24 protein-coding genes, 1 pseudogene and 1 other annotated feature are annotated in these 22,813 nt (G+C 49.2%); of the genes and pseudogenes, 11 read left to right on the forward strand and 14 right to left on the reverse strand.

Annotated elements, in window-relative coordinates; all coding sequences use genetic code 11:
- Positions 1-136: 136 nt before the first annotated feature.
- The 3 genes from clpB to rluD all read right to left on the reverse strand — a co-directional run bounded on the left by clpB (position 137) and on the right by rluD (position 4,549).
- Complete coding sequence (gene clpB, locus M975_RS14060; RefSeq protein WP_064560401.1) at positions 137-2,710, reverse strand: ATP-dependent chaperone ClpB; 2,574 nt, start codon at positions 2,708-2,710, stop codon at positions 137-139.
- A 130-nt stretch (positions 2,711-2,840) separates the two neighbouring features.
- Entirely contained in the window at positions 2,841-3,572 is a 732-nt protein-coding gene (yfiH, locus tag M975_RS14065) for a purine nucleoside phosphorylase YfiH (protein ID WP_064560403.1), read from the reverse strand.
- Positions 3,569-4,549, reverse strand: coding sequence for a 23S rRNA pseudouridine(1911/1915/1917) synthase RluD (gene rluD, locus M975_RS14070; protein WP_064560406.1), 981 nt, complete (start codon positions 4,547-4,549; stop codon positions 3,569-3,571). The genes yfiH and rluD overlap by 4 nt, the downstream gene beginning before the upstream one ends.
- Before the next feature lie 130 nt (positions 4,550-4,679).
- On the opposite strand from rluD, the gene bamD reads away from it, so the two are divergent.
- The 4 genes from bamD to pheA all read left to right on the forward strand — a co-directional run bounded on the left by bamD (position 4,680) and on the right by pheA (position 7,442).
- Positions 4,680-5,417: an outer membrane protein assembly factor BamD gene (gene bamD / locus M975_RS14075; protein ID WP_064560408.1), complete on the forward strand. Its 738-nt coding sequence runs from the start codon at positions 4,680-4,682 to the stop codon at positions 5,415-5,417.
- A gap of 270 nt (positions 5,418-5,687) precedes the next feature.
- Positions 5,688-6,026 carry a ribosome-associated translation inhibitor RaiA gene (gene raiA, locus M975_RS14080; RefSeq protein WP_064513185.1) on the forward strand — a complete coding sequence of 113 codons (339 nt, stop codon included), beginning with the start codon at positions 5,688-5,690 and terminating at the stop codon, positions 6,024-6,026.
- 106 nt (positions 6,027-6,132) lie between these two features.
- Positions 6,133-6,260 (forward strand) — a sequence feature (Phe leader region).
- Positions 6,134-6,181: a hypothetical protein gene (locus tag M975_RS23215; RefSeq protein ID WP_209438134.1), complete on the forward strand. Its 48-nt coding sequence runs from the start codon at positions 6,134-6,136 to the stop codon at positions 6,179-6,181. (Overlaps the previous feature by 48 nt.)
- 21 nt (positions 6,261-6,281) lie before the next feature.
- Complete coding sequence (gene pheA / locus M975_RS14085) at positions 6,282-7,442, forward strand: bifunctional chorismate mutase/prephenate dehydratase (protein ID WP_064560410.1); 1,161 nt, start codon at positions 6,282-6,284, stop codon at positions 7,440-7,442.
- A 32-nt stretch (positions 7,443-7,474) separates the two neighbouring features.
- On the opposite strand, the gene M975_RS14090 is transcribed toward pheA, so the two are convergent.
- The 3 genes from M975_RS14090 to aroF form a co-directional block, all read right to left on the reverse strand.
- Positions 7,475-8,347: an SMP-30/gluconolactonase/LRE family protein gene (locus M975_RS14090; RefSeq protein ID WP_064560412.1), complete on the reverse strand. Its 873-nt coding sequence runs from the start codon at positions 8,345-8,347 to the stop codon at positions 7,475-7,477.
- Between the two features lie 76 nt (positions 8,348-8,423).
- On the reverse strand, positions 8,424-9,545 hold the full coding sequence (gene tyrA, locus M975_RS14095; RefSeq protein WP_064560414.1) for a bifunctional chorismate mutase/prephenate dehydrogenase: 1,122 nt from the start codon (positions 9,543-9,545) through the stop codon (positions 8,424-8,426).
- A gap of 11 nt (positions 9,546-9,556) precedes the next feature.
- Entirely contained in the window at positions 9,557-10,627 is a 1,071-nt protein-coding gene (aroF, locus tag M975_RS14100; protein WP_064513198.1) for a 3-deoxy-7-phosphoheptulonate synthase AroF, read from the reverse strand.
- A gap of 253 nt (positions 10,628-10,880) precedes the next feature.
- Here aroF and M975_RS14105 point away from each other — a divergent pair, with 253 nt between their 5' ends.
- Positions 10,881-11,267: a DUF2799 domain-containing protein gene (locus M975_RS14105; RefSeq protein WP_083967898.1), complete on the forward strand. Its 387-nt coding sequence runs from the start codon at positions 10,881-10,883 to the stop codon at positions 11,265-11,267.
- Positions 11,268-11,324: 57 nt separating this feature from the next.
- Here the strand turns inward: M975_RS14105 and rplS are convergent, their stop codons facing one another.
- The 5 genes and pseudogenes from rplS to ffh form a co-directional block, all read right to left on the reverse strand.
- Complete coding sequence (gene rplS, locus M975_RS14110) at positions 11,325-11,675, reverse strand: 50S ribosomal protein L19 (RefSeq protein ID WP_064513203.1); 351 nt, start codon at positions 11,673-11,675, stop codon at positions 11,325-11,327.
- Between the two features lie 40 nt (positions 11,676-11,715).
- Positions 11,716-12,484 (reverse strand): annotated as a pseudogene (trmD, locus tag M975_RS14115) (tRNA (guanosine(37)-N1)-methyltransferase TrmD).
- A 45-nt stretch (positions 12,485-12,529) separates the two neighbouring features.
- Positions 12,530-13,078: a ribosome maturation factor RimM gene (gene rimM, locus M975_RS14120; RefSeq protein WP_064513207.1), complete on the reverse strand. Its 549-nt coding sequence runs from the start codon at positions 13,076-13,078 to the stop codon at positions 12,530-12,532.
- Between the two features lie 18 nt (positions 13,079-13,096).
- Complete coding sequence (gene rpsP, locus M975_RS14125) at positions 13,097-13,345, reverse strand: 30S ribosomal protein S16 (protein ID WP_064560612.1); 249 nt, start codon at positions 13,343-13,345, stop codon at positions 13,097-13,099.
- A gap of 137 nt (positions 13,346-13,482) precedes the next feature.
- On the reverse strand, positions 13,483-14,844 hold the full coding sequence (gene ffh / locus M975_RS14130) for a signal recognition particle protein (RefSeq protein WP_064560420.1): 1,362 nt from the start codon (positions 14,842-14,844) through the stop codon (positions 13,483-13,485).
- Positions 14,845-15,035: 191 nt separating this feature from the next.
- Between ffh and M975_RS14135 the strand changes: the two genes are divergently transcribed.
- Entirely contained in the window at positions 15,036-15,824 is a 789-nt protein-coding gene (locus tag M975_RS14135; RefSeq protein ID WP_064513211.1) for a cytochrome C assembly family protein, read from the forward strand.
- 25 nt (positions 15,825-15,849) lie between these two features.
- A complete protein-coding gene (locus tag M975_RS14140; RefSeq protein WP_064560422.1) occupies positions 15,850-17,139 on the forward strand; it encodes an HlyC/CorC family transporter in 1,290 nt (429 codons plus the stop codon).
- Between the two features lie 70 nt (positions 17,140-17,209).
- On the opposite strand, the gene grpE is transcribed toward M975_RS14140, so the two are convergent.
- On the reverse strand, positions 17,210-17,794 hold the full coding sequence (gene grpE / locus M975_RS14145; RefSeq protein WP_034459893.1) for a nucleotide exchange factor GrpE: 585 nt from the start codon (positions 17,792-17,794) through the stop codon (positions 17,210-17,212).
- A gap of 142 nt (positions 17,795-17,936) precedes the next feature.
- Here grpE and nadK point away from each other — a divergent pair, with 142 nt between their 5' ends.
- From nadK to bamE, 3 genes are all read left to right on the forward strand, one after another.
- The gene (gene nadK / locus M975_RS14150; protein WP_064560424.1) at positions 17,937-18,815 is read left to right on the forward strand and encodes an NAD(+) kinase; all 879 of its coding nucleotides are present in this window, start codon (positions 17,937-17,939) and stop codon (positions 18,813-18,815) included.
- Between the two features lie 86 nt (positions 18,816-18,901).
- Positions 18,902-20,563, forward strand: coding sequence for a DNA repair protein RecN (gene recN / locus M975_RS14155; RefSeq protein WP_064560426.1), 1,662 nt, complete (start codon positions 18,902-18,904; stop codon positions 20,561-20,563).
- Positions 20,564-20,786: 223 nt separating this feature from the next.
- Positions 20,787-21,128: an outer membrane protein assembly factor BamE gene (bamE, locus tag M975_RS14160; RefSeq protein WP_064560428.1), complete on the forward strand. Its 342-nt coding sequence runs from the start codon at positions 20,787-20,789 to the stop codon at positions 21,126-21,128.
- Between the two features lie 49 nt (positions 21,129-21,177).
- On the opposite strand, the gene M975_RS14165 is transcribed toward bamE, so the two are convergent.
- On the reverse strand, positions 21,178-21,456 hold the full coding sequence (locus M975_RS14165) for an RnfH family protein (protein ID WP_064560614.1): 279 nt from the start codon (positions 21,454-21,456) through the stop codon (positions 21,178-21,180).
- Entirely contained in the window at positions 21,449-21,886 is a 438-nt protein-coding gene (locus tag M975_RS14170) for a type II toxin-antitoxin system RatA family toxin (RefSeq protein ID WP_064560430.1), read from the reverse strand. Before M975_RS14170 ends, M975_RS14165 begins: the two co-directional genes overlap by 8 nt.
- A gap of 154 nt (positions 21,887-22,040) precedes the next feature.
- Between M975_RS14170 and smpB the strand changes: the two genes are divergently transcribed.
- Complete coding sequence (gene smpB / locus M975_RS14175) at positions 22,041-22,523, forward strand: SsrA-binding protein SmpB (protein WP_034457335.1); 483 nt, start codon at positions 22,041-22,043, stop codon at positions 22,521-22,523.
- Positions 22,524-22,813 lie beyond the last annotated feature (290 nt).

Here is a 22,813-nt window from a genome sequence, read left to right on the forward strand (position 1 = left end):
TGAAGCTGACAAGTATAAAATTCAAAAAACCTATCGTTCGTTCATTTTTCAATCAAAACACAAGCAAGAAAGACAATATCGCCTGGCTTTTAAACAAAAACGAGCCCCGAAGGGCTCGTTTTATCTTTTTTGTGACTTACTGCACTGCCACAATATGATTGTCTTTTACTTCCAGATGAACGGCTTTCCCTGGAATCAGCTCGCCTGAAAGGATTTGCTGAGCCAGTGGGTTCTCTATTTGCTGCTGGATAGCGCGTTTCAACGGTCTTGCACCATATACCGGGTCGTAACCATTCTCGCTAAGCAGCTTCAAGGCATCTTCAGAGATAGTGACTTCATAGCCACGATCTTCAAGGCGCTTATACAAGCGCTGCAACTGAATCTGCGCAATAGAAGCAATGTGTTTCTCACCCAGTGGGTGGAATACCACGACTTCATCTATACGGTTAACGAACTCTGGGCGGAAGTTCTGACTCACAACACCAAGAATCAGATCCTTCATATGGCCATAGTCCAGCTCGCCGAAGCGCTCCTGAATTAAGTCAGAACCCAGGTTAGACGTCATAATCACCACCGTATTACGGAAGTCGACCGTTCTACCCTGCCCGTCAGTTAAGCGTCCATCATCCAACACCTGCAATAAGATGTTGAACACATCCGGGTGCGCCTTCTCTACTTCATCCAACAAAATGACAGAGTAAGGACGGCGGCGAACCGCTTCTGTCAGATAGCCACCTTCTTCATAACCCACATAACCTGGAGGCGCACCGACTAAACGAGAGACTGAGTGTTTTTCCATAAACTCAGACATATCGATACGCACCATCGCGTCGTCGCTATCAAACATAAAGTTTGCCAGCGTTTTACACAGCTCAGTTTTACCCACACCGGTTGGCCCAAGGAACAGGAACGAACCAATCGGACGGTTCGGGTCAGACAAACCAGCACGGCTACGACGAATAGCGTTCGATACCGCTTCTACAGCTTCATTCTGCCCGATGACACGAGTATGAAGTTGTTGTTCCATCCGCAGCAGTTTGTCGCGTTCACCTTCGAGCATGCGAGCCACAGGAATACCTGTCCAGCGCGCAAGCACTTCTGCGATTTCTGCGTCAGTAACTTTGTTACGCAGCAGTCGCATGGTTTTACCTTCACTTTGAGTTGCCGCTTCAAGCTGCTTCTCAAGTTCAGGTATCTTCCCGTATTGCAGTTCAGACATGCGAGCCAGGTCCCCTACGCGGCGGGCCTGTTCAATCGCTATTTTTGCCTGTTCCAGCTCAGCCTTAATCGTCTGGGTGCCAGAAAGTGATGCCTTCTCAGCTTTCCACTCTTCTTCCAGCACTGAATACTCGCGCTCTTTCTGCCCTAACTCGTCTTCAAGCATACTCAACCGTTTCAGGCTGGCTTCGTCAGACTCTTTCTTCAACGCCTGCTGTTCCAGTTTGAGCTGGATGATACGGCGGTCAAGACGGTCGAGCTCTTCAGGTTTCGAGTCAATCTGCATACGAATGCTGGAAGCAGCTTCATCTATAAGGTCGATGGCTTTATCCGGCAACTGACGATCGGCGATGTAGCGATGCGATAAAGTCGCCGCCGCAACAATGGCCGGGTCAGTAATCTGCACATGGTGGTGCAGCTCGTAGCGCTCTTTCAACCCACGCAAAATTGCGATGGTGTCTTCAACAGAAGGTTCAGCAACGAACACTTTCTGGAAACGACGCTCAAGCGCGGCATCCTTTTCTATATACTGACGATATTCATCAAGTGTTGTCGCGCCGACGCAGTGCAACTCACCGCGAGCCAGTGCAGGCTTAAGCATGTTACCGGCATCCATTGCACCATCGGCTTTACCTGCTCCAACCATAGTGTGCAACTCGTCAATAAACAGAATGACGTTACCTTCCTGTTTGGAAAGGTCGTTCAATACACCTTTAAGGCGCTCTTCAAATTCACCGCGATATTTTGCACCCGCTACCAGCGAGCCCATATCCAGTGCTAATACCCGACGGCCCTTCAGCCCTTCCGGTACTTCACCATTAATGATGCGCTGTGCCAGGCCTTCAACAATCGCGGTTTTACCCACGCCTGGTTCACCGATCAGTACCGGGTTGTTTTTGGTACGCCGTTGCAATACCTGGATAGTGCGACGAATTTCTTCATCACGGCCGATTACTGGGTCGAGCTTGCCAAGTTCGGCACGCTCAGTCAGATCGACGGTATATTTTTTCAATGCCTGACGTTGGTCTTCGGCACCCTGGTCGTTCACGTTTTCGCCTCCACGCATTTGATCAATTGCTGCTGTCACATTTGCCGTGGTAGCACCTGCTGATTTCAGTAAATCAGTTAATGTTCCGCGCGATTCAAGTGCTGCCAGAACAAATAACTCTGACGAAATAAAGTTGTCATTTCGTTTTTGCGCCAGTTTGTCACACAGGTTTAAAGCACGGACTAAGTCCTGCGAAGGCTGAACGTCTCCGCCCGTTCCTTCAACTTGTGGTAAACGGCTTAAGGCTTGCTCAATTTCAGTACGCAGTTTCCCGGCATTGACACCAGCAGAGGTCAGTAAAGGGCGTACAGATCCGCCTTCCTGATTGAGCAGTGCGCTCATCAAGTGAAGGGGTTCGATAAATTGGTTGTCGTGCCCGAGAGCTAAAGATTGGGCATCGGCGAGAGCAAGCTGGAATTTATTAGTAAGACGATCCAGACGCATAACTCCTCCCATATACAGGTCAAATTTGCTACTGGAGATTAAATGAGGTCATCCCTCAATTATTCAAGGTTAATGACCTGAAATATTTGAAGCGTTAATTACCCGCACTGGATCGTCTTGATTCAATAGGTTATATCAGCCATATAAAACTTGCCATACGGCCTGTTGTTCTGTCGCGTCGATACGAGAAAAAATCACCCGTTTCGCTGTAGGTACAACGATCACCACCATAAACATGGTTAATGCCTACAGCAGACAAACGCTGACGTGCAAGCGTGTAGATGTCAGCGATATATTTTTCCCCTGACGGGAGAAATGCGCTATCTGCCTGAATATCTTTAGCCATGAACGCTTCACGCACTTCAGGGCCAACTTCAAATGCTTCAGGGCCGATAGCCGGGCCAAGCCACGCAATGATGTTTTCTGGTGCATCGTTAAAACATGCGACCGTCTCTTCAAGAACACCTTCGCACAGGCCACGCCATCCAGCATGAGCCGCCGCAACTTCCGTTCCGGCCTTATTACAGAATAGCACTGGTAGGCAATCTGCTGTCATTACTGCACAAACTGTTCCCGGCGTTGAACTGTAAGAAGCATCAGCGCGTTTAGACAGATATGGCCCGCCGGCGAGTTTCAACACTTCTTTGCCGTGTACCTGCTCTAACCAAATGGGTTTCGAGGGCAACGACGCAGCCGCGTAGAAAAGGCGACGGTTTTCTTCGACATCATCCAGATTATCACCGCAGTGAGCGCCCAGATTAAGCGAGTCGTAAGGCGGCTGACTCACACCACCAATACGTGTCGAACTGCAAGCGGCAACGCCTTTCGGGAGTGGCCATTGCGGGACGATCAGTTTGCTCATAGCCAGTCCAGTTGATCCTTATGGATTTCTGTATCAGCACGCAATGCTTCAATCAGTTCAACCATATCCTGAGGAATCGGCGCATGCCACTCCATCAACATACCGCTAATCGGATGATGAAGACGCAGCATGGTTGCATGCAGAGCCTGGCGGTCAAACTTACGCAGTACGCTGACGAACTCTTCCGACGCGCCTTTCGGCGGACGTGGACGGCCACCATAGAGCTGATCGCCAACCAATGGATGAGTGATGTGCGCCATATGAACACGAATCTGGTGAGTACGGCCCGTTTCCAGACGCAGACGCAGACGCGTATGCACACGGAAATGTTCCATGATTCGATAATGCGTCACCGCAGGTTTACCCATCGGATGCACGGCCATATGAGTACGCTTGGTCGAATGTCGACTGATTGGCTCTTCTACAGTGCCGCCAGCCGTCATGTGGCCAATTGCGACCGCTTCATATTCACGTGTAATTTCACGTAATTGCAAAGCCTCAACCAGGTGAGTTTGCGCAGGAACGGTTTTTGCCACTACCATCAAACCAGTCGTGTCTTTATCCAGGCGGTGAACAATGCCTGCACGTGGAACATCGGCAATCGGCGGATAGTAATGCAGCAGCGCATTCAGTACGGTCCCATCAGGGTTACCCGCACCAGGATGCACAACGAAATCACGCGGTTTGTTAATCACCAAAATATCGTCATCTTCATAAACGATATTAAGCGGGATATCTTGTGGTTCCCAGCGCACATCCTCTTCGATTTCCGCATTGATAGTGACAGCTTCGCCACCCAATACTTTTTCTTTTGGTTTGTCGCTAATATTGCCATTGACCAGCACGCGCCGGTCAAGAATCCATTCTTTTATACGAGATCTTGAATAATCCGGGAACAATTCGGCCAAAGCTTGATCTAAGCGTTGACCGAGTTGAGATTCGGACACTGTTGCGGTGAGTTGTACTAGTTGTGCCATAGACAGCTTCTTCGTTAACGTTGGGTTTTACGGCAATGCCGTTTAATATAGTGTGCTATTGTAGCTGGTCTTTATCGGGAGCTGGAACAGAGAGCCTCCCGGATAACATTCTGAGGAAAGTCAAAACGTCATGACGCGTATGAAATATCTGGTGGCAGCAGCCACGTTGAGCCTGGCTTTGGCTGGTTGCTCCAGTTCCAAGGATGAGGTTCCTGATAGTCCACCTTCTGAGATCTATGCGACTGCGCAGCAAAAGTTGCAGGACGGTAACTTTAAAGCGGCGATAACGCAACTGGAAGCGCTGGATAACCGTTATCCGTTCGGGCCTTACTCGCAACAAGTGCAGTTAGATCTTATTTATGCTTACTATAAGAACGCTGATTTGCCATTGGCTCAGGCAGCGATTGACCGCTTTATGCGCCTTAATCCTACCCATCCAAACATTGACTACGTACTTTACATGCGCGGTCTGACGGATATGGCGTTAGATGATAGCGCATTACAAGGTTTCTTTGGCGTAGATCGTTCAGACCGGGATCCGGCGCATGCGCGCGATGCATTCAGAGATTTCTCTAAGCTGGTTCGTGGTTATCCGAACAGCCAGTATGTCACCGATGCCACCAAGCGTCTGGTGTTCCTGAAAGATCGTTTAGCGAAATATGAGCTTTCCGTGGCGCAATACTACACTAAACGCGGCGCGTGGGTTGCAGTAGTTAACCGTGTCGAAGGAATGTTGCGTGATTTCCCTGATACTCAAGCCACTCGTGATGGCCTGAAGCTGATGGAAAATGCCTACCGTGAAATGCAAATGCCAGCTCAAGCTGAAAAAGTTGCAAAAATTATCGCGGCCAACGGCAGCAATACCTGACAGACCGAATTGCAAAACAAAATGGCAGCCAATTGGCTGCCATTTTTATTGCCTGAAACGCGAAACTGAAACGGTTTAGCGTCAGGTCATCCAATCAAATATGGACGCTATTCCCCGGTTCCACAAGCATTAAAAACAGAGATCCTGTCCTGCCTCACAAAAAGGGTTTACTGACAAAAAGTGACAAAATAATGTGACTTAAATCACACATTTTGACATTCAGAAAGGTATGCTGGAGTTACCAAGACGGGAATGACAAGAGGTAACTTTATGACAATGAACATTACCAGCAAGCAAATGGAAATCACCCCAGCTATTCGTCAGCACGTCGCAGACCGTCTAACTAAACTGGACAAGTGGCAAACACATTTAATTAACCCACACATTGTTTTGTCCAAAGAGCCGAAAGGTTTCGTGGCAGATGCCACCATTAATACGCCAAATGGCCAGCTCGTAGCGAGCGCCAAACACGATGATATGTATACGGCTATCAACGATTTGATCAACAAACTGGAGCGGCAGTTGAATAAAGTGCAACACAAGGGTGAAGCGCGTCGCACAGCAGGCTCAGTGAAAGACGTTGCTATCGCGGAAGTTGAAGAAGAGTAATCAATTTAGCCTTATCAACCATAACAACGCGCCTCCGGGCGCGTTTTTTATTGACAGAGCGAAAACAGACCGGGTACCTTACTTGTCTGACTTATCAGGAATTGACCATGAATTTATTTCCGTTTTTCTTCGCATTCTTTTTTACCTTCCCCTGAATGGGAGGCAATTCGTCGTGTGATAAAGAATGCGAAGACGAACAAACAAGCCTCCCGAAACCCGGGAGGCTTTTTTTATGGATTTCGAAAAGGTAGCGATATGAGTGAGACAAACCCATTGCTGGCACTGCGCGATAAAATCAGCGCCCTGGATGTAAAACTGCTGGCACTGCTGGCAGAGCGTCGCTTATTAGCTGTAGAAGTAGGCAAAGCGAAACTTGCCACTCACCGCCCGGTGCGCGATATCGACCGCGAGAGGGATTTACTGGAGCGCCTGATTACTCTGGGCAAAACACATAACCTGGACGCGCATTACATCACTCGCCTGTTCCAGCTAATCATTGAAGACTCCGTCCTGACGCAGCAAACGCTCCTGCAGCAACATCTGAATAAAACGAACCCGCAGTCAGCACGAATTGCATTCCTCGGCCCAAAAGGTTCTTACTCGCACCTGGCTGCCCGCCAGTATGCAGCACGCCATTTTGAACAGTTTATTGAAAGTGGCTGTGCCAAATTCCATGACATTTTCAACCAAGTTGAAACCGGCCAAGCCGATTATGCCGTCGTACCGCTAGAGAACACCAGTTCTGGCGCAATCAACGATGTCTACGATTTGCTGCAACACACCAGTTTGTCCATCGTGGCTGAAATGACTGTTCCTATCGACCATTGCGTATTGGTCAATGGAACTACCGACTTAGACATGATTCAAACGGTCTATAGCCACCCGCAACCTTTCCAGCAATGTAGCCAGTTCATCAACCGCTACCCGAACTGGAAAATTGAGTATTGCGAAAGTACTTCTGCGGCAATGGAAAAAGTCGCACAGGCAAAATCACCGCATGTTGCAGCGCTTGGCAGCGAAGCCGGCGGGGCCTTGTATGGCCTACAAGTACTGGAGCGCAACCTTGCGAACCAGGTGCAAAATATCACCCGTTTCATCGTACTGGCGCGCAAATCTGTTGAAGTGACCGACCAGGTTCCGGCGAAAACCACCCTGCTGATGGCAACAGGCCAACAAGCCGGTGCGCTGGTAGAAGCACTTCTGGTTCTACGTAATCACAATTTGATTATGACAAAACTGGAATCACGGCCAATAAACGGCAACCCGTGGGAAGAGATGTTTTATCTGGATGTTCAGGCGAACCTGAACGATGAAGCGATGGGAAAAGCACTGCGCGAGCTGGGCGAAATCACCCGTTCGATGAAAGTGCTGGGCTGTTACCCAAGCGAGAATGTGGTGCCTGTCGATCCGGTATAACACGGGTAGTAAGCCAGCACTATGCTGGCTTACTAAATCTGTTTAAATTTAAGCTTTGGCAGCCCTGCGACGGCAACTTCAAGCGTAAAAATCGCGCCAGAAAGCGGCCTTTCTGCAATTTCTGCATCGCCCATATTTTCCCGCGTGGTCGTGATAAACAACGTTTTCATATCATCGCCACCGAAACAGACCATCGTCGGGCAGCGTACCGGTAACTGATACTCTTCCAGTAGATCTCCCGTTGGCGATAAACGAGCAATACGGTAGCCATCAAATAGCGCCGTCCAGTAGCCACCTTGTTCATCAATTGCTGCTCCGTCTGGAATCCCCTGCCCTGGCTCAAAACGTTTAAAGACCTCACGTTTACCCGGCTCACCAAGCTCATCAAGCGGGGTTTTATAAATCACGCGATTCGGCGTATCCGAGTTGTACATCCATTTTTTGTCGGCACTAAACGCCAGACCATTGGCACCATGAATATCATGCTGAATAACATGCGGAGTCAGATCGTTATCCACGCGGCATAACAATGCCCCGTTGTAATCTCCCGGCCCCCAAAATGTTCCGGCATAAAAGCGTCCGTCTCTATCCGTTCCACCATCATTAAAACGAGCTAATGCAGGGTTATTGGGGTTGTCACACACTTTACGAGTGATAAGCCCTGTACGGTTGGTCAGATAAATTCCGCTGCGCAACGCGACAATAAAGCCGCCTGTTTCACACAGCGCAAAACATCCAACTTCTTCTGAAAACTGAATCACATCGTGTTTTTTACTGGCGATGTTATAGCGATGCATTTCGTTTTCGAGAATGTCCGTCCAGTAGAGGCAATTTTCCTCAGCACTCCAGGTTGGGCATTCAGGTAAGTGACCGGTGTAATCGAACAGAACTTGCGGCTGAGCCATTTTTCTATCCTTAATTGCCAATAAAAAAAGCCATTAGGTTTCCCTGATGGCTTTAGATTATAAGACTATTTTGCGATTACGGTCGGCTATCATTTGCCTGGCGTAATAAAGTACGGCTTTCGCTCTGGAAGCGCTGCGCGTAATCACCAAACCAGTGTTCAACCTTACGGAAGCTGTCGATGAACGCTTGCTTATCACCATGCTCCAGCAGGCCAATCGCCTCACCAAAACGTTTATAGTAACGTTTGATCAGGTCCAGGTTGCTCTCGGAAGACATAATAATGTCTGCATAAAGCTGGGGGTCCTGAGCGAATAAGCGCCCGACCATAGCTAGTTCCAGGCGATAAATCGGTGATGAAAGCGCCAGTAACTGCTCGAGCTGAACATTCTCTTCTGCCAGGTGCAAGCCGTATGCAAAGGTTGCAAAGTGGCGCAGCGCCTGAATAAACGCCATGTTCTGATCGTGTTCAACTGCAGTGGAGCGATGTAAACGCGCGCCCCAAACTTGAATCTGTTCCAGGAACCACTGGTAAGCTTCGGGCTGGCGACCGTCACAATACACCACAACTTGCTTTGCCAGGCTGCCGCTATCCGGCCCAAACATTGGGTGCAAACCCAGAACAGGGCCATGGTGCGCAGCCAGCATAGCCTGTAGAGGACCATTTTTAACCGATGCCAGATCAACCAGAATACAGTCATCAGACAAGCGTGGTAACTGAGCGATAACTTGTTCGGTGATGTGAATTGGCACGCTCACAATCACCATACCCGCATCGGCCATTAGCTCTGGTGCTTTATCCCAGTCCTCTTTTTCAAGAATTCGAACCTGGTAACCGGAAAGTGTGAGCATCTTTTCAAACAAGCGCCCCATTTGCCCGCCGCCGCCGACGATAACCACCGGGCGCAACGCAGGAAACAGAGTTTTAAAACCTTTATCATTCTCGCTTGAGTAAGACTCACGCATTACGCGGCGCAATACATCTTCAATGAGATCCGGTGGAACACCCAGTGCTTGTGCTTCTTTGCGGCGCGAAGCCAACATTGCCGCTTCACGCTCCGGGACATAAATCGGTAAACCGTACTGGCTTTTGACTTCGCCAACTTCCGCTACCAGTTCAAGGCGGCGTGCCAGTAGCCCCAGCAACGCCTTATCCACTTCGTCAATTTGATCGCGCAGCGCGGTCAATTCAGCCACCATAGTAAAACCTCTTATGCCTGACGCGCCGCAAGCGTACCGTTCAGATCCTGATGAATCTCGCGCAGTAAAGTCTCAGTGGTTTCCCAGTCAATACAAGCATCTGTTACGGAAACACCGTACTTCATCTCACTGCGTGGTTGCTCTGAAGATTGATTACCCTCGTGGATATTACTTTCAATCATCAGGCCAATAATCGAACGGTTGCCATCTTTAATTTGAGCAACAGCTGATTCAGCCACGCCCGGCTGGCGGCGGTAGTCTTTATTTGAGTTGCCATGGCTGCAATCTATCATCAAGGCTGGGCGGAGTCCTGCCTGTTCCATCTCTTTTTCACACTGCGCGACATCTGCGGGGCTGTAATTTGGTGCTTTACCGCCACGTAAAATCACGTGTCCATCAGGGTTACCCTGAGTTTGCAGTAAGCAAACCTGGCCTGCCTGGTTAATACCGACAAAACGGTGTGGCATGGATGCAGCGCGCATTGCGTTAATTGCTGTGCCGAGGCTGCCATCAGTACCATTTTTGAAGCCAACCGGCATTGACAGCCCTGAAGCCATTTCACGGTGAGTCTGGGACTCAGTAGTACGCGCACCGATTGCCGACCAGCTGAACAGATCGCCTAAGTATTGTGGGCTATTTGGATCAAGCGCTTCAGTTGCCAGTGGCAGACCCATGCTCACCAACTCTACGAGCAATTGACGAGCAATTTTCAAACCGCCTTCGACATCAAACGAACCATCCATGTGCGGATCGTTAATCAGCCCTTTCCAGCCCACAGTAGTACGTGGCTTTTCAAAATAGACGCGCATCACGAGGTACAGACTATCGCTAACTTGTTCAGACAACGTTTTAAAACGACGAGCATATTCAATCGCGGTTTCCGGGTCGTGGATCGAGCAAGGTCCACACACCACCAACAGACGAGGATCACGGCCCGCGATAATGTTGGAAATCGTCTGACGGGACTGTTCAATCTGCGCTTCTTGGGCGGCAGTCAGCGGGAATTCCGCTTTCAGTTGATCCGGAGTGATAAGTATTTGTTCGTCAGAAATATGAACGTTGTTCAGCGCGTCTTTTTGCATGATGGCGATCCTGTTAGCTCGTTTGCGATAGTCGTTTCCTCAGTGAGGATGCGACTACATTACCAGCTTTAGTAAAGATTGCAATCCATATTACGTAAACAATACGTTACAACAATAAAATAATTGCCGCTTAAAGCACGTAAAACAGCAATGCATGTAAACTTAATTATACATCAATCCATAAATACGCTTCTTTTTCGCGTAAACATGCATTCAATGAAATAGCCTCTATGCTCAGAGAATACTCTTTGAAATGGATATTCCCACCATGCGTTACATCGCCTTAATTCCGATCTTATTCCTGTCGGCCTGTTATGTTGATCCGTACACACATGCTCCCACCCCTGAGCCTACCGACTGGTATCAAGCCGGCTGGGATGATGCGATGTCCGGGCAACCGGTCAGAAGCAATCTCGTGATTGCTTATCTGCATAACGATGAAAAAGTAGATCGAGAGGAGTGGTTAAAAGGGTATGCAGTAGGCCAGCAACGGATTTGTGATCCGAAATTCTTAACCATTCTTGGGGAAAGCGGGAAATCATTCCCTGCCAGCTGTGAATCACTGCCAGACGTGGCACAGCGTCGCGCCCAATGGGAAAAAGCCAGTAATACCGGGCTACAAGCATCGTTTATGCATTAAACAAAAAAAGGGCTGCCAAATGGCAGCCCTTGATATGGATGTCGCGCTAGCGAAATCTTACTTGGTAAGACGCTCTTTGATACGAGCAGATTTACCAGTACGCTCACGCAGGTAGTACAGTTTAGCTTTACGAACGGCACCACGACGTTTAACAGCAATGCTGTCAATTACTGGTGAGTGAGTCTGGAATACACGCTCAACACCTTCGCCGTTGGAAATTTTACGAACAGTGAATGCAGAGTGCAGACCGCGGTTACGGATAGCGATAACCACGCCCTCAAATGCCTGCAGACGTTTTTTAGAACCTTCAACGACCCATACTTTCACTTCCACGGAATCACCCGGACGGAATGAAGGTACATCCTGTTTCATCTGTTCTTGTTCAATTTGCTTAATAATGTTGCTCATAATTTAATCTCTTATCCTGGGTAAACTGATATTCGGGGGCTTACGCCATCCCATCATGTTTATGTTGCTGTATTTGCGTGTTCCTTTTGGAACTCCGCCAGCAACCTTGCTTGCTCTTCAGTCAGAGCCAGGTTTTCCAGAAGTTCAGGTCTTCTAAGCCAGGTGCGGCCCAGCGACTGTTTCAGGCGCCAACGGCGAATCTGCGCATGGTTGCCCGACAGTAAAACTGGCGGAACCTCCATGCCTTCTAACACTTCAGGACGAGTATAGTGCGGGCAATCCAACAATCCATCGGCAAACGAATCTTCGATTGCTGATGCCTGATGCCCCAGTACTCCCGGAATAAACCGTGAAACCGAGTCAATCAGTACCATTGCTGGTAATTCACCACCACTGAGAACGTAATCGCCGATTGACCATTCTTCATCAATTTCGGTTTGGATTACGCGCTCATCTACCCCTTCGTAACGACCACAAACCAGAATTAACTTCTCATTTGTTGCCAGTTCACTGACGCCTTCTTGATCAAGCTTGCGCCCCTGAGGTGAAAGATAGATAACCTTAGCACCTTCCCCTGCCGCTGCTTTCGCTGCGTGGATGGCTTCCCGCAAAGGATTTACCATCATGAGCATACCCGGTCCGCCGCCGTAAGGACGATCGTCCACGGTACGGTGTCGGTCATAAGTGAAGTCACGTGGACTCCAGCTTTGGATGCTCAGCAGGCCATTTTTCACTGCCCGGCCAGTTACCCCGAAGTCGGTAATTGCACGAAACATCTCTGGAAACAGGCTAACTACACCAATAAACACAAGCCAATCCCCATTACGCCGACTTTTACCGTTAATCCGGAGGTTTTAGAAACCAGGATCCCAATCTACTTCAATGGTTTGAGTAGCGAGATCGACTTTCTTGATAACCTGCCCATCGAGGAACGGAACCAGCCGCTCCTTGATACCGAACGCATCTTTCAGGTTTGCCTTAATGACGAGAACATCATTGGAGCCGGTTTCCATCATATCGATGACTTTACCGAGCTGGTATCCTTCAGTAGTGACAACCTGGCAACCCATAAGGTCTTTCCAGTAGTAGTCACCCTCTTCGAGATGAGGCAATTGCGTTGAATCGACGACAATTTCGCAATTGGTCAGAAGATTCGCTGCATCCCGATCGTCAATACCTTTCAGCTTGATGACCAGATCCTGATTGTGGTGCTTCCAGCTTTCCAGCTGTACTTGCTGCCACTGACCCGCCTTCTGGATAAACCAGGGCTGATAGTCAAAAATGCTATCGGCGTCTTCGGTGGAGGAAAACACTCTGAGCCAACCACGAATCCCATAGCAGGAACCCATCTTGCCCAACACGATTGGGTTAACAGGAGCCTTTACAGCGAGTTGATTGCTCATCATGACCACCGTGACAGATTAAGCTGCTTTTTTTGCTGCTTTGATCAGCGCAGATACGCGATCAGAAACGGTTGCGCCTTGGCCAACCCAATGTTCGATACGATCCAGATCCAGGCGGGTAGCCTCGTCTTTTTCGCTAGCGATAGGGTTGAAGAAACCAACGCGCTCAATGAAGCGACCGTTACGTGCATTACGGCTGTCTGTAACAACAACCTGGTAGAACGGACGCTTTTTAGCGCCGTGACGTGCTAAACGAATAGTTACCATAACATCCTCTTTAGTGAATAAAACACCAGGCCCCATCGAGGGATGGAGCCTGGTGTCATATTAAAAGCCCGAAAATTGTACTCATTCCTGAGCGGAAATCAATTTTTGTTTTGCAAGCCAAACAAAAATTACAGAAATTAACGGCCTGGGAAACCTGGTGGCATCATACCTTTCATGCCACGCATCATTTTCGCCATTCCGCCTTTCTTCATCTTTTTCATCATGCGTTGCATGTCGTCGAACTGCTTAAGCAGACGGTTGACGTCTTGCACCTGCATGCCCGCACCCACCGCGATACGACGTTTACGTGAACCTTTGATAATCTCTGGCTGCGCACGCTCTTTGAGCGTCATGGAATTGATAATCGCTTCCATACGAACCAGAACTTTATCGTCCATTTGCGACTTAACGTTATCCGGCAATTGCCCCATTCCTGGCAATTTGCTCATCATACTCGCCATGCCACCCATGTTTTTCATCTGCTTGAGCTGCTCAAGGAAATCGTTGAGATCAAACCCATCGCCCTTCTTCAGCTTGCTGGCAAGTTTCTCCGCCTGAGCACGGTCAACTTTGCTTTCAATATCTTCGATAAGCGACAGAACATCGCCCATCCCCAGAATACGAGAGGCAATACGATCCGGGTGGAAAGGCTCCAGCGCTTCCGTTTTTTCGCCCACACCGAGGAATTTAATCGGCTTGCCGGTGATATGACGGATAGACAGCGCCGCACCGCCACGCGCATCACCGTCGACTTTCGTCAGTACGACGCCGGTCAGTGGCAATGCTTCGTTGAAGGCTTTTGCGGTATTTGCCGCATCCTGGCCGGTCATGGCATCGACAACAAACAGGGTTTCAACTGGGTTAATCGCAGCATGAACCTGTTTGATTTCATCCATCATCGCTTCGTCAACGTGCAAACGACCGGCGGTATCCACCAGCAGCACATCAAAGAATTTCAGCTTCGCTTCTTTCAGCGCCGCATTAACGATATCAACCGGCTTTTGGCCAGCATCAGACGGGAAGAAATCGACACCAACTTGTTCAGCCAGCGTTTCCAACTGTTTGATCGCCGCAGGGCGATAAACGTCGGCAGAAACCACCAGCACTTTCTTTTTGTGCTTCTCGCGCAGGAACTTACCTAATTTCGCGACGCTTGTGGTTTTACCCGCACCTTGCAAACCCGCCATCAGCACAACGGCTGGCGGCTGTGCTGCAAGATTCAGGCTCGCATTCTCTTCGCCCATCGCTGCAACCAGTTCGGTGCGAACGATTTTGACGAACTCCTGACCCGGGGTCAGGCTCTTGTTAACTTCATGACCAACCGCTTTTTCTTTTACACGGCTGATAAAGTCACGCACCACCGGCAGCGCAACGTCAGCTTCCAGCAATGCCATGCGCACTTCGCGCAGAGTTTCTTTTACATTCTCTTCAGTCAGCCGCCCGCGGCCGCTGATATTGCGCAATGAGCGCGACAGACGGTCAGTTAAATTATCAAACATTGTCTTTTGCCTAACGTGGTAACTTAGGGCCGCAGCTTGCGACACAAAACAGAATTTGGCGGATTATACCATGAAGCCGCCTTTGGTGTGATGCAACGGTTATAGCTGGATGCAACGGTTAGATTTGGAGCAGGCGGCAGGTAACGTTATACTGCTTTTTTTCATCTCTGGCTAATTGACCGACACTTTATATGCCTGTTTTCGCCATCCTTGCGCTTGTAGCCTATTCCAGCAGCCTCGCGCTGATTATCCCCGCCCTGCTGACAAAAAACAGCGGATGGCGCCGTTTTGCCATTATATCAGCCGTTATTGCGCTGGTTAGCCACGGTCTGGCGCTTGAAGCACGTATTTTTAACGCCGATGGGGGTCAGAACCTCAGCTTGCTGAACGTCGGCTCGCTCGTCAGTTTGATGATTTGTACCGTGATGACTATCGTGGCGTCGCGAAATCGCGGCTGGCTGCTGTTACCCATTGTTTACGCTTTTGCCTTAATCAATCTGGCGTTTGCCACCTTTATGCCTAACGAATTCATCACTCACCTGGAAGCGACGCCAGGAATGATGGTGCATATTGGCCTGTCGCTCTTTGCCTACGCTACGCTGATTATTGCTGCGCTTTACGCATTGCAGCTGGCCTGGATTGATTATCAGCTCAAAAATAAAAAACTCGCCTTCCGTGCTGAAATGCCGCCGTTGATGAGCATTGAGCGCAAAATGTTTCACATCACTCAAGTCGGTGTTGTTCTGCTGACGTTAACCCTTTGCACCGGCCTGTTTTATCTGAAAAATCTTTTCAGCCTGGAAAACGTCGACAAAGCGGTATTGTCGATTCTCGCATGGTTTGTCTACATCGTTTTACTTTGGGGACACTATCATGAAGGTTGGCGAGGCCGCCGCGTGGTGTGGTTTAACGTCGCAGGTGCAGCGATTCTGACACTCGCCTATTTTGGTAGCCGCGTCCTGCAACAATTCGTCGGCTAATGTTGTCTTTATAAAGGAAATCCTTTTGGAACAGATCTCAACGACTACGTTGATTGTCACATTGATCATCATGGTAGTCGTTTCAGCGTACTTCTCCGGCTCTGAAACCGGCATGATGACGCTTAACCGTTACAAGCTGCGTCACCTCGCCAAACAAGGTAACCGTGCTGCTAAACGGGTCGAAAAACTGCTTCGCAAACCAGATCGCCTGATTAGCCTGGTACTCATTGGTAATAACCTGGTCAACATTCTGGCCTCAGCCATAGGCACTATCGTCGGCATGCGTTTATACGGTGATGCTGGCGTTGCTATCGCCACCGGTATCCTCACCTTTGTGGTACTGGTCTTCGCTGAAGTTTTGCCAAAAACTATCGCCGCGCTGTATCCAGAAAAAGTCGCATTCCCAAGCAGCTTCCTGCTCGGCCCACTGCAAATCCTGATGATGCCCCTGGTGTGGTTACTGAACATCATCACGCGTATGTTGATGCGCCTTATGGGTATCAAAAACGTCAGCACCGTCAGTAGCGCGCTAAACAAAGACGAATTACGTACCCTGGTGCATGAGTCCCATTCAAAAATATCTCGCCGCAACCAGGACATGCTGCTTTCCGTTCTGGATCTGGAAAAAATCAGTGTCGACGACATCATGGTGCCGCGTAATGAAATCGTCGGGATTGATATTAACGACGACTGGAAATCTATTGTTCGCCAGCTGACACACTCCCCGCACGGGCGCATCGTGCTTTACCGCGATACGCTGGATGATGCAATCAGCATGCTGCGCGTGCGTGAAGCCTACCGTTTAATGACGGAAAAGCAGGAGTTCACTAAAGAAACGCTGCTACGCGCCTCAGATGAAATTTATTTCGTTCCGGAAGGCACGCCACTGAGCGTTCAGCTGGTGAAATTCCAGCGCAACAAGAAGAAAGTGGGCCTGGTCGTCGACGAATACGGTGATATTCAGGGGCTGGTGACGGTTGAGGATATTCTTGAAGAGATTGTCGGTGACTTCACCACGTCAATGTCACCGACCCTTGCCGAAGAAGTTACGCCACAAAACGATGGTTCCGTCATTATCGAAGGCAGCGCAAACGTCCGTGAAATCAACAAAGCCTTTAACTGGACGCTGCCGGAAGATGAAGCCCGGACGGTTAACGGCATGATCCTAGAAGAGCTACAAGAGATTCCAGCCATCGCAACACGGGTGCGGTTAAGCCACTACGATATTGATATTCTTGATGTTCAGGACAACATGATTAAGCAAGTGCGGGTCACACCCGTGACACCACTGCGCCAGAGCGTAGAAGAAAAGTAGAGACAAAAAAGCCAGCCGCGAAGGCTGGCTTTTTATTTAAGGCAGTTTTTATTTAAAATAATCGGGCGAATTACGCTTTTGCTTTTGCAACAGAAACCATTGCAGCACGCAGCGTGCGACCATTCAGGGTGTAACCCTTCTGCATCACCATCAGTACATGGTTTGGTGCTACATCTTCAGATTCAACCATCGCAATAGCCTGGTGTACATCCGGGTTGAATGGCACATTGGTTTCGCCAACCACATCCACACCAAATTTACGCACCACATCCAGCATCGATTTCTGAGTTAATTCGATGCCTTCAATCATGGCGGCTAAATCGGTATTGGACTTGTCAGCCACTTCCAGAGCGCGGTCAAGGCTGTCGATAACAGGCAGCAGTTCGTTGACGAATTTGTCTAACGCGAACTTGTGCGCTTTCTCAATATCGAGTTCGGTACGGCGACGGAGGTTTTCCATTTCCGCTTTGTTGCGTAACGCCAGGTCACGCTCGCGCTGCTGAACTTCTTCCAGTTGCGCTGTTAAATCGGCAATTTGTTCATCGCGCGGATCAACCACTTCGGCACCCTCTACGGCCTCGACTTCTTCGTGGCTTTCCATTGCAATTTCGTCCGAGACTTGCTCGTCTGGTGTTTTCTGATCTTTACTACTCATGAATTTCTCCGCGTTTTTAGCATTCATCTCGCTGGTTCGCTTATTATGGGGATCAGTTTCCTGGATTCAAGGGAACGTGAGATATTGTCATATAACCAACGGATTTCGCGTTGCATATCTGCGCATAAGGACCATCAGCATAATGAACAAACATTTCAACTGCATTGGTATTGTCGGGCACCCTCGTCACCCAACAGCCCTGACCACGCATGAAATGCTGTATCGCTGGCTATGCACCAAAGGCTACGATGTTATCGTCGAGCAGCAAATTGCCCAGGAACTTAACCTCACAAGCGTTAAAACCGGCACGCTGGCAGAAATCGGCCAACAGGCCGATCTTGCGGTGGTCGTTGGTGGTGACGGCAATATGCTTGGCGCAGCCCGAGTTCTTGCTCGCTATGATATCAAAGTCATCGGTATTAACCGCGGCAACCTCGGTTTTCTGACTGACCTTGACCCGGATAACGCGCAACAGCAACTGGCCGATGTCCTCGAAGGGCATTACATCGCAGAACGCCGCTTTTTGTTGGAAGCCCAGGTTTGCCAGCAAGATACCCCTACCCGCCTGAGTACTGCGATTAACGAAGTGGTGCTTCACCCGGGTAAAGTGGCCCATATGATTGAATTCGAAGTTTATATCGATGAAATCTTCGCGTTCTCACAGCGTTCCGACGGGTTAATTATCTCGACGCCAACCGGCTCAACCGCCTATTCCCTGTCGGCAGGTGGCCCGATTCTGACACCGTCGCTTGATGCCATTACTCTGGTGCCAATGTTCCCGCACACGCTGTCTGCCCGCCCACTGGTGATTAACAGCAGCAGCACTATCCGCCTGCGGTTTTCACATATGTGTAGCGACCTGGAAATCAGCTGTGACAGCCAGATTGCGCTGCCAATTCAGGAAGGTGAAGACGTGCTGATTCGCCGCTGCGATTACCATCTGAACCTTATCCACCCGAAAGATTACAGTTATTTCAATACATTGAGCTCTAAACTCGGCTGGTCAAAAAAATTGTTCTAAAAGTGCCCCCAGGCTCTTTACTGTATATAAAACCAGTTTATACTGTATGAAAACACAGTCATGTCTTTTCATACAGGAAAGCTATTATGCTGGCACAACTCACCATCAGTAACTTCGCCATCGTTCGTGAACTGGAAATTGATTTTCACCACGGTATGACCGCCATTACCGGTGAGACGGGTGCTGGCAAATCTATCGCGATTGATGCCTTAGGGCTGTGTCTCGGTGGCCGCGCTGAAGCAGATATGGTGCGCCGGGGTGCCAGCCGTGCCGATCTCTGTGCCCGCTTTTCCCTGAAAGATACCCCTGCAGCCCTGCGCTGGCTGGAAGAAAACCAGCTTGATGATGGGCGCGAGTGTTTACTGCGCCGCGTCATTAGCGTCGACGGCCGTTCGCGTGGTTTTATCAATGGTACTGCCGTTCCCCTTTCACAACTGCGTGACCTCGGCCAAATGCTGATTCAAATTCACGGTCAGCATGCGCACCAGCTGTTACTGAAACCTGAACATCAAAAAAACCTGCTGGATGGTTATGCCGGGGAATCTGCATTGCTACTGCAAATGGCTGAAAGCTACCGTGAATGGCACCAAAGCTGCCGCACTCTGGCACAGCATCAGCAGCTCGCTCAGGAGCGTGCAGCACGTGCTGAACTACTTAATTATCAACTGAAAGAACTCAATGAATTTTCCCCAGTCACGGGTGAGTTTGAACAAATTGATGAAGAGTACAAACGCCTGGCAAACAGTGGGCAATTGATTTCCACCAGCCAACAAGCGTTGGCGATCCTCGCCGATGGCGAAGACAACAATCTGCAAAGTCAGCTGTATACCGTTCGCCATCTGATGGAAGAGTTGGTCGGAATGGATGGAAAACTGACGGGTGTCCTGAATATGTTGGAAGAAGCCAATATTCAGTTATCTGAAGCCAGCGATGAACTGCGCCATTATTGTGACCGTCTGGATCTCGACCCGAACCGTTTATATGAACTGGAGCAACGTATCTCCAGACAAATCTCACTGGCCCGCAAGCACCACATTTCAGCGGAAGAGTTACCGGTTTTCCATCAGCAGCTGCTTGATGAGCAACGCTTGCTTGATAACCAGGCCAGTTCACAAGACGAACTAATGCAGGCGGTTGCACTTCATCACCAGCAAGCACTGAATATCGCACGCGAATTGCATCAGCGCCGTGCGCACTATGCCGCTGAGCTCTGCGAACTGATTACCGAAAGCATGCATTCATTGTCTATGCCGCACGGGCAACTGGCGATTGACGTAGAATTTAACGAAAACCACCTCACCGCTGAAGGTGCAGACCGTATTGATTTTCGCGTCACGACCAACCCAGGCCAGCCATTACAACCGCTGGCAAAAGTGGCCTCAGGTGGTGAACTTTCACGTATTGCACTCGCTATTCAGGTTATCACTGCCCGTAAAATGGAAACCCCAGCGTTAATCTTCGATGAAGTCGATGTCGGGATCAGTGGCCCAACGGCTGCCGTGGTGGGCAAATTACTCCGCCAGTTAGGCGAGTCCACTCAAGTCATGTGTGTCACCCACCTGCCGCAGGTTGCGGGTTGTGGTCATCATCACTTCTTTGTCAGTAAAGAAACCGACGGTGAAATGACCGAAACCCATATGCAGCCGCTGGATAAACGCTCACGTTTACAAGAGCTGGCACGTTTGCTTGGTGGCAGTGAAGTCACGCGCAATACACTTGCCAACGCAAAAGAGTTGTTGGCTGCTTAATAGATATTGCTGACACACATTATGCCGGGCATGATGTGTGTCGTTCAAAAAACAACCACTTTGCTAGCATATTGTTAATTGAGCAGGTTTTAAGCCAACTTTTTTGCCGAACCAGGGTCAGAGTTAAGCGCCTTAATGTTTTAAACTGCGTAAAGGTTTATTATCATCGGCATATTATGAATGAGCCATGTGCTGCTCGGGCCCGAAAAGGAATCAAATCACTATGCGCTGTAAAACGCTGACTGCTGCCGCAGCGGTTCTTCTTATGCTGACCGCAGGCTGTTCCACTCTGGAGCGAGTGGTTTACCGCCCCGACATTAACCAGGGGAACTACCTGACACAAAACGACGTGTCAAAGATTCGTACTGGCATGACTCAACAGCAAGTTGCCTATGCTCTGGGTACGCCAATGATGACTGATCCATTTGGTACCAGTACCTGGTTCTACGTTTTCCGCCAGCAGCCAGGGCATGAAAATGTCTCTCAGCAAACGCTGACGCTGACCTTTAACAGCAGCGGTGTGTTGACCAACATCGACAACAAACCGAAGCTGGAAAAACAGTAGCCCACAAAAAAGGTGCCAATTGGCACCTTTTTTTGGCTACTTCTTTTGTCTACTTCTGAGCCGCTCGTTGGCGTCTTAGCTCTTTCGGGTCCGCAATCAAGGGCCGATAAATCTCTACCCGATCACCATCATTAACCGTATCCGCTAATTTTACCGGGCGGCTAAAAACGCCGACTTTGTTCTTTGCCAGGTCAATATCTGTGCGCACTTCAAGAATGCCTGAAGCAGTAATCGCCTGCTCAACAGTGCATCCCTCTTTAAGCCTGACCTTAAGCAAATACTGCTTTTCCGGCAGCGCGTAAACGACTTCAACGTTAATATCAGGCAACACTGTAGACCTCTTTGGCACGAACGGTAAACGCCTGAACCATGTTACCTGCCAGCTCTTTGAAGACACGGCCAAACGCCAGTTCGATCAGTTTGTTGGTAAATTCAAAATCGAGCTGGAATTCGATACGGCATGCTTCAGCACTCAGTGGCGTAAACTTCCAGCCACCCATCAATGACTTAAACGGCCCATCGACAAGATGCATCAAAATACTTTGATTGCTGGTCAATGTGTTGCGCGTCGTGAAGGTTTTGCTGATCCCCGCTTTGGAAACATCTACCGCTGCCGTCATCTGATCAGACGACGCGTTAAGAACCCGGCTGCCTGTGCAACCCGGTAAAAAATCTGGGTAGGATTTCACATCGTTCACTAATTGATACATCTGCTCCGCGCTATAAGGCACCAGCGCAGTACGGGTAATCTGAGGCATAGCATTTCCTGAGTGTCACAAAACGGGCAAATAATAACATTTATCATCACGCAAAGAAAAACTCTTAGGCGAGAGCCGTGCTAAGATATGCCTTCATCCTCGCAGCGAAGCGGGGTGTATTTGAACTCCTGGATTACTTATACTGAGCAGCACTATGACAAAGAAAAAAGCATTCAAACCAGGTTCAGCCACCATTGCGCAAAACAAACGCGCCCGCCATGAATACTTTATCGAAGATGAGTTTGAAGCGGGGCTCGTGCTACAAGGCTGGGAAGTAAAATCTCTACGTGCAGGGAAAGCCAACATCGGTGACAGCTACGTCATTTTGATAGATGGCGAAGCATTCCTGTTCGGGGCAAACTTTACCCCATTAAATGTGGCCTCAAGCCACGTGGTCTGCGACCCAACGCGTACCCGTAAACTTCTGCTTAACCAACGTGAGCTCGATAACCTATACGGGCGTATTAACCGTGATGGTTATACCGTTGTTGCGCTGTCGATGTACTGGAAGAACGCCTGGTGTAAAGTGAAAATCGGCGTCGCTAAAGGCAAAAAACAGCATGACAAGCGTAACGATTTGAAAGACAAAGAGTGGGCGGTAGATAAAGCGCGCATTATGAAACACGCTGGTCGTTAAGCATCTCTTGCAGTGCTGGCTTTAGCTTTACAAGGCCAGCACTGATAAACCTCATTAATGTTTTAACAAATAAACCCAAAACTGTACTTCCCTATCTAAAATTACTTCCAGAAAGCAACTGTTATAAAAATAGATCCTCACCTTTATTATTTTCTGTGCTACTCAAATAAAACCGCTGGGCCCATTTAATATTTGCACTTCAATTTGATAAATATACCTGCCCTGCCTCACAGTTATCATAATTCATTTCTATTTCAACAAAATAACCTCATCGTTTACCCACACGCCAG

Origin of the sequence: Buttiauxella brennerae ATCC 51605, assembly GCF_001654925.1 — a bacterium.
Classification (GTDB): domain Bacteria; phylum Pseudomonadota; class Gammaproteobacteria; order Enterobacterales; family Enterobacteriaceae; genus Buttiauxella; species Buttiauxella brennerae.